The following is a 15216-nucleotide window of genomic DNA, read 5'->3' as shown; positions in this document are numbered from 1 at the left end:
CGCTTATTTGGCCCACAAACCCGGTCCACTTCTGCCCGATATTTTTTGCCAGTCAGTAACTAGGCTTAGTTGCATGAAGTTCAAGACGAACTTCCACATCCTTAATTGCTTAGTTAGCACAAACTTCGAATGGATTCGAATATGTTCAAACCCACTGTCGGCCCGATTATTGGTCACACTACAACTAACCATGCACGTATATTCTTGCGCGGCGACACTCAGAAAGATGCAGCGGTATTTGCCGGCATACGTTATCGGCGATCAGGTGAAGAGCGTTGGACCAAAGGTGTGTTTACCAGACTTCGGACACAACGGGACATGTCCGATGTCATTGCGTTGAATGACCTGCATGAAGACACTGAATACGAATATCAAACCGGCTGGCTCAGCCCTATGAGCCCGGTGCACACCGTGGACACCGTGCAAGAGTTGCCACTGCAATGGCCGCGCGAGGTGTATCGCTTTCGCACCCGTTCCAGCAAACCCACCCTGCCCCGTGCTTACATCGTCGGCTCGTGCCGCTATTTGCGCATGACCGCTGGCATACCGTCGGCGCCGCAGTTGGGCGACCGGATTTTCGCCTCGATCTCGCGATTGGCGGCACAGGCCAACCCGCCGATCAGCGCCACACTGATGACCGGCGACCAGATCTACGTCGATGACTTGAACCGTTTTGCTCCCGACCGCGATTATCAACAGATTCTCAGCAAGTACCGCACGGCGTTTGCCCAACCGAACATCAACAAGTTGATGTCTAACACGGCGACTTACATGATCCTCGACGATCATGAGATTGAAGATAATTGGCCAGCCAACAAAAGCAAGAACGATGATTATCTGTATAAAAACGCAATGGACGCCTATGAGTTATATCAAGCCAGCCATAGCCCGGCGCATGGACTACTGGCCAACGGGCAAGTCAATCCGCAACTACAACAGTATTGGTATCAATTCGCCGAGGGCGATATTGAATGGTTTGTCACTGACAGCCGCACCCGGCGCGACTTGTCTGCCGACAATCGACGAATTCTCGATAAAAAACAGGAAGAGGCGCTGCTCAAATGGCTGATCCACAGTCCGGCACGGGTCAAGTTTGTGGTCACCAGCGTGATGTTTTACCCCGACCGCAAAAGCCTCGGCGACGATGCCTGGAAGGCATTTCCGGAACAGCGCCTACGCCTGCTGGAGACCATTCGTACGCGGCGCATCCCGAATGTCTTCATCATTTCCGGAGATGTCCACGGCTCCCTGACCAGTCGCCTGACCCACAGCGAAGACCCCGACTTCGAAGTGCACACCATCGTCTCGTCGCCGCTATGCAACAGCAAACTGCTGCCGTACGCCCGGGAATCGACGTTTATCCTGGACAAGCCATTGGCGCAAACCGCGGCCGGCGACTATCGGCATGAACTGACCAGCAAAGTGGTCAGCCAGGACAACTTCGCGCATTTGCTGGTCGAGGCCAAGCAGATCCGCGTCAACTACCACGACCGCGACGGCGAACTGCTGCAATCGATCAGCATTCCGTTGCGTTAAGGCTGCACACCCCGGTGAAAGTGACTCACCGGGGTTGGCGCTGAAACTGAAATTGCGCCAGAAGCAGATGCAGTGCTCAAAACCAAACCAGTGCATCATCAACCCACAGTAGCTTCACCAGCCCCACAGTCGCCTCTCCAGCCGCAAAAATCGCCGGCATGAACATTACTTTCACCCCGGCGCTGGAGAAATCCTTCGTCCTGCCGACATATTCTTATAGCACTTGGCCTTCATCACTCTTGTCAGTCGGTGCCGCAATGATGCAACCTTGCCGCAGGCAACAGTGACGAGGGCGAAAGCCCGGCGCGATCAGCATATTCGAAGCGAGTTTCCCTCCATATGAAGAGCCAACCCGATGCCGCCAGCCGTATGGTGGCCGAGGTAGTGACGCAGTTGCCTGTGCCCTCGCGGCTCGGCATGCTGCGTTTCGAACGGCTGAATGAAGCGAGCTGGGCGCTGCTGTTCCTCGATCCCAATTGCGAACGCCAATTCGGCCTGCCGGCGGTGGAACTCTGTGCGCTGGTCGGTTCGCCGTACGCGAGCCTGATGGAGCCCGAAGCGCGCTATCAACTGCACGACGCGATCCAGCAACAACTCACCGAAAGTCCGCATTACCTGGTCCGCTACACCTTGCACACCGCCGCCGGGACCTTGAGCCTGCTGGAACTCGGTGAAGCCTACAAACAACACAATCGACACCTGCTGCGCGGCTACCTGTTAGTCGTCGACGGCTTGTTCGACGGTGAAATACAGCTGCCGGCGCTGGACCTCGAAACTCAGAATTCGCGCCTGCAAATCGCTCTCGAACTCAACCAGCGCGCCCAGCAAGAACAATTGCAGCACTTGGACCGCGTGCGTGCCCAGCAAGACCTAATTCTGCTGCTGACCCGTCAGCGCTACACCACCAGTAACTCGTTGCAGGAAGCCGCCGAGCTGATCACTCGTTGCGCCTGCGACATCTACGAAATCGACTGCGCCAGCCTGTGGAACCTCGAAGGTTCGATGCTGGTGCCGATCTCGGCGTATCACCGCGCCACGCAGGAATACCAACTGCCGGAGCCGATCGACGTCTGCAGCTTCCCCGACTACCTCGAAGCTTTGCACAGCAGCCGCGCCATCGACGCGCACAACGCGATTCGCGACCCGCGCACCCGCGACATGGCCGAAAGCCTGCGCCCGCGTGACGTCAACGCCATGCTCGACGCCAGTATCCGCGTCGATGGCCAAGTGGTCGGCGTGTTGTGCCTGGAGCAGACCGGTGCGACCCGCGCCTGGCAGTCGGACGAAATCGCCTTTGCCGGTGAGCTTGCGGACCAGTTCGCCCAAGTGATCAACAACCACAACCGGCGCACCGCCACCAGCGCCCTGCACCTGTTCCAGCGTGCGGTGGAGCAAAGCGCCAACGCGTTTTTGCTGGTCAATTGCGACGGCGTGGTCGAGTACGTCAACCCGAGCTTCACCGCGATCACCCAATACAGCACCGAAGAAGTCCACGGGCAGATGCTCTCGGAACTGCCGGCGCTGGAAAACCTCAGCGAACTGCTGTTCGACGCGCCCTCGGCGCTGGCCAAAAGCAACAGTTGGCAGGGCGAATTCAAAAGCCGTCGCAAAAACCTCGAACCGTACTGGGGCCAGTTGTCGATCTCCAAGGTGTATGGCGACAACCGCGAGTTGACGCATTACATCGGCATCTACGAAGACATCACCCAGACCAAACTCGCGCAGCAGCGCATCGAGCGCCTGGCCTACACCGACAACCTGACCAACCTCGGCAACCGTCCGGCGTTCATTCGCAACCTCGACGAGCGCTTCGCTCGCGACAGCGATACGCCGATCAGCCTGTTGCTGGTGGACATCGACAACTTCAAGCGGATCAACGACAGCCTCGGCCACCAGACTGGCGACAAACTGCTGATCAGCCTGTCCCGACGCCTGCGCAACAGCCTGAGCCCGAGCGGCAGCCTCGCGCGTTTCGCCAGTAACGAATTCGCCGTGCTGCTCGACAACACCGACCTCGCCGCCGGCCAGCAAGTCGCCAACCAATTGCTCGCGACGCTCGACAAACCGATGTTCGTCGACAACCAGTTGATCAGCGTCACCGGTTCCGTTGGCCTCGCCTGCGCGCCGCTGCATGGCCGCGATCCGCAAACCTTGATGCGCAACGCCGGTCTGGCGCTGCACAAGGCCAAAGCCAACGGCAAACATCAGGTGCAGGTGTTCACCGAAGCGCTGAACGCCGAAGCCAGTTACAAATTGTTCGTCGAAAACAACCTGCGCCGCGCGCTCACACAGAACGAGCTGGACGTGTTCTACCAGCCAAAACTGTGCCTGCGCAGCGGCCGCCTGCTGGGGATGGAAGCGTTGCTGCGCTGGAATCATCCGGAAAAAGGCATGATTCGCCCGGACCAGTTCATCAGCGTCGCCGAAGAAACCGGCCTGATCATTCCGATTGGCAAATGGATTGCCCGTCAGGCTTGCCGCATGAGCAAAGACCTGACTGCTGCCGGGCTGGGCAATCTGCAAGTGGCGATCAACCTGTCGCCCAAGCAATTCTCCGACCCGGACCTGGTGGCGTCCATCGCCAGCATCCTCAAGGAGGAAGCGCTGCCGGCCAATCTGCTTGAACTGGAACTGACGGAAGGTTTGCTGCTGGAAGCCACCGAAGACACGCACTTGCAGCTCGACCAGCTCAAGCGTCTGGGCCTGACCCTGGCCATGGACGACTTCGGCACCGGTTATTCGTCGCTGAGCTATCTGAAGAAATTCCCGATAGACATCATCAAGATCGATCGCAGCTTCATCCACGAAATTCCGGACAACCAGGACGACATGGAAATCACCTCAGCGGTGATCGCCATGGCGCACAACCTGAAACTCAAGGTCGTGGCGGAAGGCATCGAGACGGCCGAGCAATTGGCGTTCCTGCGCCGCCATCGTTGCGACGTCGGCCAGGGTTACCTGTTCGACCGGCCAATCCCCGGCTCCGAGCTGATCGAAAAGCTCCGACGCTACCCGCGCGGCCCGCTCGCCTGACATAACACCGCAAAATCCCTGTGGAACACCCTAATCCCTGTGGCGAGGAGGCTTGCCCCCGTTTGAGTGCGCAGCACTCACAAGATCTTTGTTACCTCAGATATTTTGGGGCTGCTTCGCCGCCCAACTGGGGCAAGCCCCCTCGCCACAGTTCGCTCCCACAGTTGTAGTGATTTACTTGGCATCATTGGGCAAACTGCGTGTCTGACAATTTACATTCAACCTGACTGAGGAGACTGATGATGGTCTTGCGCTCGGAAATTCTGGTGAACAAAAACGTGCTTCCGACTAAAGAACAAGCTCTGCCCGGCCGTGAAACTCCGATGACCCTGCCGGAACGCCACTTCGTCCACGACGCCCCGCTGCTGGGCCCGTTCGTGACTGACGTGGATTTCGCGATCTTCGGCCTCGGCTGCTTCTGGGGCGCCGAACGCAAGTTCTGGCAGCGCGAAGGAGTGGTAAGCACGGTGGTCGGCTACGCCGGCGGCTTCACGCCAAACCCGACGTACGAAGAAGTCTGCTCGGGCCTGACCGGCCATAGCGAAGTGGTATTGGTGGTCTACGAACCGGCGAAAGTCAGCTACCAGGAACTGCTGAAAATGTTCTGGGAGTTGCACAACCCGACTCAGGGCATGCGCCAAGGCAACGACATCGGCACGCAATATCGCTCGGTGATCTACGCCACCAACCCGACTCAACTGGACGCCGCCAAGCACAGCGCACAAGTGTTTCAGGCTGAGTTGACCAAGGCTGGCAAAGGCGAAATCACCACCGAAATCGAAGAAGCCCCGACGGTCTACTTCGCCGAGGCGTATCACCAGCAATACCTGGCGAAAAACCCGGAAGGGTATTGCGGGATTGGCGGTACTGGCGTGACCTGCCCGATCTAAAGATAGCTTCAAGCGGCAAGTTTCAAGCTTCAAGCGAAAAGCCTTGCGCTCATGCTTTTACTTGCAGCTTGCCGCTTGCAACTTGCCGCTGCTATTCAGCAATCAACCAATCCATCTGCCACCCGCCCTGCGTTTGCCCAAGCTTTTGCGACAACCATGGCAGCAGCTCACGCAATTCCTCTTCCAGGCCCCACGGCGGATTCGCAATCGCCAGCCCCGAGCCATTCAGACTGTTCGGCGTGTCCAGCGGATGCACCAGCAGCTCCACGCGCAACAACTTCGGCGCGCCCGTGCCGGCCAGGTCCTGATAAAAACGCCGCAACAAACGCTGATCCTTCACCGGATACCAGATCGCCGCCACGGTTTGGCGCATCCGGCCAATCGCTTCTTTCAGCGATGCCGCACAACGCTGCATCTCGTCGAGCTTTTCGAACGGCGGATCAATCAACATCACCGCGCGCTTCTCCTGCACCGGCAACATCGCGCGCGGCACATGCCAGCCCTCGCCCAGGTGAACCTTGACCCGACGATCGCCGGCCATGTTGTCCTTGAGCAGCACGCCATCCTCGGGATGCTTCTCGTTGAGCATCACCCGATCCTGCGGCCGCGTCAGCCGCCGCGCCAACTCCGGCGACCCCGGGTAATAGCGCAACTGGCCATTCGGGTTCATGTCGTGCAACACCTTCATGTAATCGGCGGTCAGCGCCGGCAAATCCGGCTGATCCCACAACCGCGCGATCCCTTCCAGATACTCGCCGGTGCGGCTCGCTTGATCACCCTGCAGGTCATACAGACCGATCCCGGCGTGTGTGTCGAGATAGGCAAACGGCTGCTCCTTGCGCGACATCAGAGCGATGAGGCGGGTCAAAGTCAGGTGTTTGAACACATCGGCATGATTGCCGGCATGGAAGGCGTGACGATAATTCATGATTGCTCCTGCGAAGGCCGGGAAGTTTACCTTGTACCGGCTCGCACGTCAGGGCCTCGCGGCTGAGCGGGCTATCCCACCCCTGTTTCGGGCATCACATCAACCCTGTGGCGAGGGGGCTTGCCCCCGTTGGGCTGCGAAGCAGCCCCAAAACCTGCAATCCGGTTATGCCTGACACACCGCTCTGCCCGATTTACGACTGCTACGCAGGAATGGCACAGAGCAAAGCAAAATCACTAGAAATGAAGGACTGACACTCGATCGAACCGCGCATGGACGAGTCCTCCATCACTTGGGTGACGGCGCGAATTCGGTAGTTGGCAGCGTCATACAAAACATCCAGCGGCGCTTGGGTGTCGACGAACAGGTTTGGCATGTCGTCGCAATTGCTGGTGAGTGCCATGAAACGGCTTTTGGGGTAGGGAATTGGTTTTTCATAGCTGGGATCGCGATGAATACTTTTCATTTTTAAACCTCTGGTAGGAGTGGAGCTACCATCGTCCTTCCTACAGGCTTGGGTGGCAGCTATACGCGGGCTAGGAATATCGAGACCAGAGAACTCGACCACGCCGAACCGTGCCCGCGCACAGCCGCCGCAACTGATCTTACGGACGCCTGTTAACGGCCGCAAACCAAGCTTCGACGCCAATACATTTCCAACGACTTTGAAAGGTTCCTACACCCCGCCACTGAATTTTCAGTGACCACCAAGACTAACGATGAAAAACAATTTGCACCAGTTCATGGAAGTCGCCGTGGTTTGAAGGAAAAATCCGGCGATCTTGCCTGGGATTGCGCAGTCATCACGGGAGCTTTAAACGCCATCTGGTTCAATCTGTTGTGCTGGCGACAAGTGCACTGAGTGTTTGGCGCTAGGGATTCCAGATCGTCAGACACCACGCCCCCACCACTCTAACCCGCATCAAAGTAATTACTCCATGGATCTACACTTGAAGCGGAGTCGTCATTGCAATATATACCTGTACAGAATTCCTCTACCCGATTGATAACTGAAAAATTATCTAACTCATTCAAACCCAGAAGTTCGCAGCATTCATTAAAGACGGACTGCTCTTCTCTTCTTCAATTTTTGAATCGCGCTCGATATGGCGGGTTCAGAAAATAAGCGTACAGCGCTAGCCGCTCAAAAATGTCGGTTCTATCCGTCAAGGTTAGACTCCGTATCTAATCCCGGCTTTAGAGGAGTGGCTATAGCGCTTTCTAGATTCCGTCTGATCAGCGGTTCCGAAAAGCCCCCATACTCTGAGCCCCTAATGATATTTTTGTGCCACCATCTCATATCCTTCATCAGCGCATTATGAAGTGCCGTAGACGCTTGTCGATGAGTGCTTTCATCTACTTTGACAGCAGATTCGGGCGCGAGGACTACGAAATTGAAAACGCACCCCGCGTCTATCATTCGCTTAGACAAAAATGCTGTTTATTCTTCTTCAATCACTTTCAACACAAACAAAGCCACTTTTGTTTAAATGCATGTACGGACTACAAACCCAATTAGCTAGAACTACAAAACACTTTACCAAGTCGTTTGATCCTCAAGACTAGCCTTCCGAAGTTCTTCTCTCCACTCGACAGTCGCCAATCGATAAATATCTTCAAAGAAAACTCTGGTATTTTCCATTTCATCCCATCCGCATGGAAATGTGGAATACGCCTCGGGGTCATATTTAAAAAGCGACTGAAAATCGTAACTTTTATCCTGAAGCGCCTTCTCCAGGCATTTATAAAGTAAAAAACGATGTCGATAGGTACGGTTTTTAACCAGACAATATTTTAGTATTAATTCTTCTCTGTCTGCAGGATCGTTCGGATCAAACTTCTCCAACTCCTGGCCAAGTGTGTCTTCACGATCATAAATATCGAAACACCCCAAAAAATATGAAGGTGTCGGAATATATGGCTGCCCAGTACCAAGATCAATAAACATAACTTGCCTCACTTTATCGGATACAACGTAAACGGTATGCCTTTACCATCAAACTTCATCTCAAAACCGTTCAAACTAATAAGCCTCGGATTTTCTTTTGAATTAGCATTTGGCACGTACCCTTCTCCGGCACCCGGCAGTTCCATTCTGACAATGTCTTTGCCCTCGCGATCTATCCCGGTAAATTGAGGCAGGCCCTGTTTCGTCCTCGTTGTTGCAAGAGTGTAAGCCTCAAGCATTAACTCCCAACTGCTAAATCTGGAGCTTGGATTACCACGTTGGTGCGAAGGTCTTCTACCTGTTATCGGATCCGTGCCGTCAATAGCTCGCTGCTTCCATTTGGCATCTGGTACCGCTGGACTATGTTTCCCCACCATATGCATACCCTGGCTTTTATCCAACCGTCTAATTTCATTCTCGGCAAGCTCCGCCGCACTTAACTTAGGCTTCGGTAACTCAGGCTCGCCCTCATCAACCCTAGCGCCAGTCGTATCACCCGGCACCTTACAACCAGCTGCTTTAGGCGGCGGGCAGCTCAACCCCAACGGATCAACCCACCCCGTGGGATTCGGCGTGTACTGGTACTGGTTAAGCCCACCCGCCAATTTGATCGGATCAGGCGTCAGGTATCGGCCGACATCCGGATCATAGTACCGATGGCGGTTGTAATGCAGCCCGCTCTCGGGATCAAAGTACTGCCCCTGAAAGCGCAGCGGCTGTTCAAGTTGTTCGCCTGCCCCGTGTGTCAGGCGAGTGACTTTGCCGTAAGCGTTGTATTTCGCGGACCATACAATTTCGCCGCTGTAGTCGGTCAGTTCCTGCGGTGTGCCTAGTTGATCGAGTTGGTAGTAGAACGGACAAGCCTTGCGCGGGCCTTTGCCGTCGAGCATGGCGAGCGGGCGGAACGTGCCGGGTTCGTAGACGTAGCTGCGGTAATGTTCGCGGCTGCTTTCGGCGACAACTTGATCGCCCTGCCAGAAAAACTCTGTGGTTTTGCCGCCGACTGTTTTGGCGATGCGCCGACCGAACGCGTCGTAACGATAAGTTGCGCAGCGGCCACCCGCAGATGTGACGCCGATCAAGCGATGCTGGCAGTCGTAGCGATATTCGCTGACGAGTTTTTGCCCGGTGCCGCGACGTTCGCGGATCAAATTGCCGAAGGCGTCGTAGTCGTAATGCCGATCACCCTGCATCAATAACCGATTGCCCCGCACTGTTGCTGCGCCCGGACGGTCCTGCATCAGCAAGTTGCCCGCCGGATCATGGGCGAAGCTTTCCGGTGGATCGTCCCGGGTGTGGCGCACGCGGGTCAGGCGATCCAGCGAATCATATTGAAAGCTACGTTGGCCGTGGCGGGTGTCGGCGATGCTGTCGAGATTGCCGTTGGCGCTGTAGGCATAGTCGCGGCGATACAGCGCTTGGTGTTTTTGGCTGACGGCGTGGGCTTTCAATCGCCCCTGATCGTCGTAGGAATATTCACTGAGCAGCAGGCCTTGCTGGCGCTGTTGCTCGCGTCCAAATGCAAATTGGTGGGTGGTCAGCCGCGCGCCGTTGAGGTCGATGGCGCTGAGTACGCCGCCCTTGGCGTGGTGGTAGTCGAGTTTACTGTTGTCCGGCAGGCGCAAATGGTTGAGTTGCCCGCAGGCGTCGTAGCCATAGCGCAAGGTGCCCCAGCCTTGGTGTTCGGTGATGAGGCGATCCTTGCGGTCGTATTCGAATTCCAGCGGATGGTCGTGGCCGTCGTCGACGCCGATCAATCGACCGAGGCGGTCGTAGCGGTACTCGACTTTGATGCCGTCGGGCAGCGTTTTGACTAATAAGCGCCCTGCCGCATCGCGTTCGTAGGTGGTGACGAGCGTTGAGCCGTCGTCGCCGAATTCGGTTTTCTCCAGCAAGTGTCCGTTGAGGTCGTAGGCATACGCCGTGCGCTGCCCGTCGAATGCGGTTTCCTGTCGGATCAATCCATTGGGCGTGTAGTCCAGCAGATATTTTTCACCGGATTCGTTCTCGATTTCTGTGAGAAGCAGCTGCGCATTGTCGTAGCGATACTTGAGCTGAGTGCCGTCCGGGTTGATACGACGGCTGACCAGATGCAGGTCTTCGGCGTACTCGTAACGGGTGATACGGCCAAGTTCATCCTGCTCGGCGGAGATCTGGCTGTAGGCGTTGTAGCTGTAGGCGCGTGTTGCACCTGTAGGAAATGTCGTGTGGATAAGTCGGCCAATGGCGTCCCACTGGAAACGAGTGACAGCGCCATGTTCGTCACGCCGGGTAATCCGCCGCCCGAGTACGTCGTAGGAATAGTGCCGCTGACCGCCATTTGGCAGCGTCTCTTCCAACAGTTGCCCTAGGCCATCCCATACGAATACATGGCGACTAATGTCCGGATAACGGATCGACAGCAGCCGCCCTTGCGGGTCGTAGTGGTAATGGGTGATCTGCCCGTCAGGGTCGATGGCTTCGGTGACATCGCCCTGCGCGTTGCGCCGGTATTTCCACACCGCGTCGCCGCGATAGCGTGCGTGTAGGAATCCGTTGCGATACTCGTAGGCCGTTGGTTCATCTGCCGGCGGAATCAGCACCACCAGATGTCCGACTTCGTCGTAGTGATATTCAGTAATGGCGCCGAGCGAATCCTGCTCGGCGATCAAGCGCCCTTGGTCGTCGTAGGACTTGAGGTGTTCGCCACCGTCCAATTCGACTTTGCGCACCAACCGTGCGCGATCGTCATGGACGTAAACCTCTTCGCTGCCGTCGACGTTGGTAACGGTGACGCTGCCATCGTCATCCCAGAGGTAGCGTGTGTCCATTTGCGAAAACGATGCCCAATGCCGGATGCATCGCGCAGCCTTGCCCGACTTTTCCCACGCCCAAAAGAAACTCGCCCCACCGGTCAATTGCCGCTGGAGGATGACGTGTTGCTCGTCGTAGTCGTAGCGCTCGCTTTCGCCGGCCGCGTTAGTGGCTTCGATCAGGTGATCGCGCTCGTCGTAGCGGTAAGTCGCCAGCGTTTGTTCGGTGTGCCAAGCCTGATCGAGGGTCTCAGCCGGACGAAACTGTTGGTAATCGATAGCAACAAGATGTGAGCGGTCGTAGCGCAACAGCAGGGCGCGACCGGCGCCGTTGTCGAGGCGTTGGATCCGGCCTGAACGGTCGCGACTGATGCGCAAGCGGTTGTCGTATCCGTCGCTGATCGCTGTAAGAAAACCGTTCTGGAAGTGAAAGAAACGTGTTTCTTCACCGGCTTGGGCAAGGATCAGTTCTTCGGCTCGATCGCCGAGATAAATCGCCGCTCGCGAGAGGCTGTTATGGATCGCCGGCCGTGCGCTGTTTGGCAGCGGAAACGCAGTGCGGCGGTTTTCGTGATCGATCCAGATGACTTGTTCACCATCAACTTCCAATCGATGGGCGAGGCTGTGACTCCAGCCATAACCGAGGCCGCTGTCGATCTCGGCGGCACTTGTGCGGTAGAGCCGGGTGAAGTCGAACGGCAATATTCCATTCAGCGAACCGTCGGTAAGCGTGAGCAACTCTTCGCCGGTGACCATCGACACCGGGCAGTTGTTAGTGCAAGTAAGCGGCACACAATCAGCGCTGTCACCGTTGGGGTTTTTCGCTTGATCGGGAGCGTCGTCGTGGCGCTGGTCTTGTCTTAGCGAGGTATTGCGCCGCGCATTCCAGTTCAACTGCATCCGGCCTTTTTTCATGCCGGCAGCCACGCCTCGGGCCGCAATTTTTTTGTAGCGGTCAACGTACTCCATGAAGTTGTCGATGATCTTGACCATCGCTTTCACGAAGCCCATAGCCGCCTGGAAGATGCGCGCGCCGTACCTCACCAGGCGCACTGTCAGCCAAACGATGCCGATACCGACCACACTCAAGACCAGACCAATCAACAGGTCGATAACCAGCCCGACGATCAACTTGCTAGTTGCCTCGGCGGACGATTCAAACAGCTGCGATGTCGGTACTGCGTCGAGCCATAAAATCGCAGTACGCACCAAGAGGAAAAGTGCAGCCTCGTCGCTGGCCAGCAACATGGCTTTTTCCATCATCAGCGGCGCACTTTCAGCCAGTTTGACCAACTGTTCAGCGCTCTCGCCGAGCTTATCGAGGTAAGCATTCGGGTCCTTGAGAATGTCGCTCAGTTCGCCGATTTCATCCCAGACCCCGACAATCGCCGCCCATCCACCGGCGAGCATTCCCCTGCCCGTCGCCGCCAGAGAGGCGGAAGCCGACTGCTGCGACCACTGCGGTTTGAAGCCCTCCCATTCCTTGCGTAACCAGCCTTCAAGTTCGTTGTTCAGCCCATCATAAGAAGAGAAAAGCTCTTCGACTTGCTCGGGCGTTATCGCACTGTGAACATGCACGCGGTAGAACTTGCCCGCGATCCCTTTGAACTGCCCTTTGCCGTTTTCATCGAGCGTAATCGGCGTCGTTTCGCCGCCATCCATCGCGATGACATCGACCTGAATGTTGCCGACGGGAATGTCGTAGACCGATTCAAACTTGCTCTCGATTTCGAGAATTCCGCTGTTCGGACATTGCGCAACACTGGAGAGAAAGTCGTCGTCGGTACTGCTGACAAGCGTGGTGGTGTGCCCCAGTTTGATGACCCGCTCCATGTTCATCAGCGAAGGCAAATCATTGGCGCGACTTCCCGCGTCTGCGAGGCGGATAAACCAGTGTTTCAGCTGTTCGCGATAGAGCGTCAAAGTGTTCGGAAAGCTGTCGAGCTCCTGCTCGATATAGGTGATCTGATCCATCAATCCAGTTCCGCCGTCAGGTAGTCGATCAAGGCATGTTTGGGTACTTGCGGCAGCTCCGGCGCCTCAAGAAAACTCGCGACTTTGCGCCGCAACACGTTGTCGGAAAATGCTTCAAACAAGTCCGGACGGTCTTCGCTCAGCCATTTCAGCAAGTTGTTGATGCGGGTGATGGCGGACTGCGCAGCAAGTTCTTCGAGCAACTTTTCGGGGACTTGCCACCAAGGAGAAACACGCAAGGTTTTCAGCGCGCGACCACCGATGTCGAACGCCTGACCATTGATCAGGCATCGCCCGATCAGCGGCATCAACTCGGACGCCCGAACCTCTGTGGATTGCAGGATGGGCAATAGATAGCGCCCATCCCAGAAGCGGAAAAACACTGGCTCGCCGTTGGGCAACAGCGCCTGGGTGAGCGAACGAAAATGCTCGACCAGCGCCTCAGGGCTCGCAGAAGAAATCACCAACCAACCCCAGTCACGCGATTCAGTAGCGGCGACCCATTCCAAAAACTCACTGCCAGCGGCGACGATTCCCACATACGGCATCACCTCTTCCCACTCGGCATAGGGCGTGCCGGCCCAGATCGGGTTCGGGGCTTGAGCAGTTACTGAATGCCGCCAGGCCTTGAATGGCTCGGCCGCGCTGGCGTTACTGAATATTGCGAACAGTTTTTCATCATTTTCCAAAGGACTAAGTTGCAACCAATGACTGGGAGTTACTGAATTCATGACGAGCGCCCGTGCAGCGCCCGAAGAATCGAGTGCGCTGTTATCAACAATCAATAGAAGTATTTTATGGAACCAGCAGATGCCACTCTTGAAAGTGCTGCCAGCACTTAGCCAATGCAACGCCTTACAAACAGACTTACTTTAACCAGCCGTTGTAGTTACCGATGATCACGCCAATTATGGCAATCCCGTACATACGTGACATTTTTGTTTGCCCCCCCGGGTCTGTGTCACTCAATCCATCCCATATATTTGCGCCCGATTAAGAACACAATCATCGAAACCCCACTTCCCAGTGATGCGATGTAAAAAAAGCGGATCATCCCCAGTAACCCTCTAGGAAAACTCAGATAATCCTCCTTATCCAAAGCGCCACTCTTAATCGCCCACGACGGAAACACCAAAAAAGATCCCACTCCAATCAAAACAAAGTAAATCCCAGCCAGCCCACCGCTTAAAAAAGACTTCCGCGCCAAAACTCCTTGGGAATTACTAAGAAATCCTATGATTTTCTGCATCTGAAAAAAATAAAGATAGACATGACCGAAGATAGATATAAACCCCAAGCCAAAAAACAAGCCTCCAAAAGTCAGAACGAACCAAACTTCATGATCGTTCGTCATCGATAGATATCCCCAAGTGATGTCTCTCCCATTTTTATCCGTTCGCCCAATCGCCCAATGTCCCCGATCACGCCCACCTCTGATAGTTACCAAAGATAACAAAGATCACACAAATAACGCTCAACACAACCATCAAAATTCCGCAAGATTCAATAGTTCGCTTCAGCCCCACAGGAAATTTTTTATAATCCTCTAAGCTCAAGTCACCACACTTCACCGACTGATGCGAAAAAACAAATAATGTGCTTATGCAATTAATCAGCAATAGCCTACTGATTGGATCAATACCCAGCGATCTTTTTTTTATTATTACGGCATGGGAATTCCCAAGATTCTGTAAAATCTTGTCCATACAAAAATAAGCCATATATAAAAAAACAACCATTACAGACAGAATAGAGACAATTAAAACCATACCGATGAGCAGATATATAGTTTCAGGTAGAGTTTTCATTTGACTGCCTCGTGTATGACTTCTCCGAGTGATTCGCCTACGTGACCTAATTCGTCACCGAAGACGGCAACGCCCAACCCAGTCATAACAAGTCCGCAAGCAACTCCGCCGAGTCCTACAGTGCTAGCGCCTATCGCGACGCATGCTGCTCCACCGGCGAATGCACCGGCGTACCCGCCAACGAGGATTCCACCGAATTTCCCTGACTCTGTAAACTTCACCTTGCGACAGGCCTCTTCATTACCAACGCGACAAGTTTCTTTCACTTTAAGACCTGATGCCGTGGCTTGTAACCCAACCCCAACCC

General features: G+C 55.3%; 11 protein-coding genes. 4 read left to right on the top strand and 7 right to left on the bottom strand.

The window, feature by feature from the left end:
• Positions 1 to 141: 141 nt before the first annotated feature.
• The 3 genes from BI292_RS15095 (at position 142) to msrA (ending at position 5459) form a co-directional block, all read left to right on the top strand.
• Positions 142 to 1536 carry an alkaline phosphatase D family protein gene (locus BI292_RS15095; RefSeq protein WP_101208328.1) on the top strand — a complete coding sequence of 465 codons (1395 nt, stop codon included), beginning with the start codon at positions 142 to 144 and terminating at the stop codon, positions 1534 to 1536.
• Between the two features lie 339 nt (positions 1537 to 1875).
• Positions 1876 to 4569, top strand: a complete 2694-nt coding sequence (locus BI292_RS15090; RefSeq protein ID WP_101208327.1) for a GGDEF and EAL domain-containing protein — start codon at positions 1876 to 1878, stop codon at positions 4567 to 4569.
• A 242-nt stretch (positions 4570 to 4811) separates the two neighbouring features.
• The gene (gene msrA / locus BI292_RS15085) at positions 4812 to 5459 is read left to right on the top strand and encodes a peptide-methionine (S)-S-oxide reductase MsrA (protein ID WP_092281554.1); all 648 of its coding nucleotides are present in this window, start codon (positions 4812 to 4814) and stop codon (positions 5457 to 5459) included.
• 91 nt (positions 5460 to 5550) lie between these two features.
• Here msrA and BI292_RS15080 read toward each other — a convergent pair whose 3' ends face one another.
• Together BI292_RS15080 and BI292_RS15075 are read right to left on the bottom strand one after the other, a co-directional pair.
• Positions 5551 to 6387, bottom strand: coding sequence for a 23S rRNA (adenine(2030)-N(6))-methyltransferase RlmJ (locus tag BI292_RS15080; RefSeq protein WP_101208326.1), 837 nt, complete (start codon positions 6385 to 6387; stop codon positions 5551 to 5553).
• Between the two features lie 202 nt (positions 6388 to 6589).
• Positions 6590 to 6853 (bottom strand): hypothetical protein, encoded by a 264-nt coding sequence (locus BI292_RS15075; protein WP_101208325.1) that lies wholly within the window; start codon positions 6851 to 6853, stop codon positions 6590 to 6592.
• Positions 6854 to 7087: 234 nt separating this feature from the next.
• Between BI292_RS15075 and BI292_RS28800 the strand changes: the two genes are divergently transcribed.
• Positions 7088 to 7249 (top strand): hypothetical protein, encoded by a 162-nt coding sequence (locus BI292_RS28800; RefSeq protein WP_157831263.1) that lies wholly within the window; start codon positions 7088 to 7090, stop codon positions 7247 to 7249.
• 675 nt (positions 7250 to 7924) lie between these two features.
• Here BI292_RS28800 and BI292_RS15065 read toward each other — a convergent pair.
• The 5 genes from BI292_RS15065 to BI292_RS15045 all read right to left on the bottom strand — a co-directional run bounded on the left by BI292_RS15065 (position 7925) and on the right by BI292_RS15045 (position 14909).
• Positions 7925 to 8335 carry a hypothetical protein gene (locus BI292_RS15065; protein ID WP_101208324.1) on the bottom strand — a complete coding sequence of 137 codons (411 nt, stop codon included), beginning with the start codon at positions 8333 to 8335 and terminating at the stop codon, positions 7925 to 7927.
• A gap of 8 nt (positions 8336 to 8343) precedes the next feature.
• Complete coding sequence (locus BI292_RS15060; RefSeq protein WP_101208323.1) at positions 8344 to 13101, bottom strand: RHS repeat-associated core domain-containing protein; 4758 nt, start codon at positions 13099 to 13101, stop codon at positions 8344 to 8346.
• Positions 13101 to 13832, bottom strand: coding sequence for a DUF4123 domain-containing protein (locus BI292_RS15055; RefSeq protein WP_101208322.1), 732 nt, complete (start codon positions 13830 to 13832; stop codon positions 13101 to 13103). The genes BI292_RS15060 and BI292_RS15055 overlap by 1 nt, the downstream gene beginning before the upstream one ends.
• 230 nt (positions 13833 to 14062) lie before the next feature.
• The gene (locus tag BI292_RS15050) at positions 14063 to 14455 is read right to left on the bottom strand and encodes a hypothetical protein (protein ID WP_101208321.1); all 393 of its coding nucleotides are present in this window, start codon (positions 14453 to 14455) and stop codon (positions 14063 to 14065) included.
• Positions 14456 to 14522: 67 nt separating this feature from the next.
• Positions 14523 to 14909: a hypothetical protein gene (locus BI292_RS15045; protein WP_101208320.1), complete on the bottom strand. Its 387-nt coding sequence runs from the start codon at positions 14907 to 14909 to the stop codon at positions 14523 to 14525.
• Positions 14910 to 15216 lie beyond the last annotated feature (307 nt).

Origin of the sequence: Pseudomonas sp. 43NM1 (assembly GCF_002836905.1) — a bacterium.
GTDB lineage: Bacteria > Pseudomonadota > Gammaproteobacteria > Pseudomonadales > Pseudomonadaceae > Aquipseudomonas > Aquipseudomonas prosekii.
This window is presented reverse-complemented; position numbering and strand designations above follow the sequence as displayed.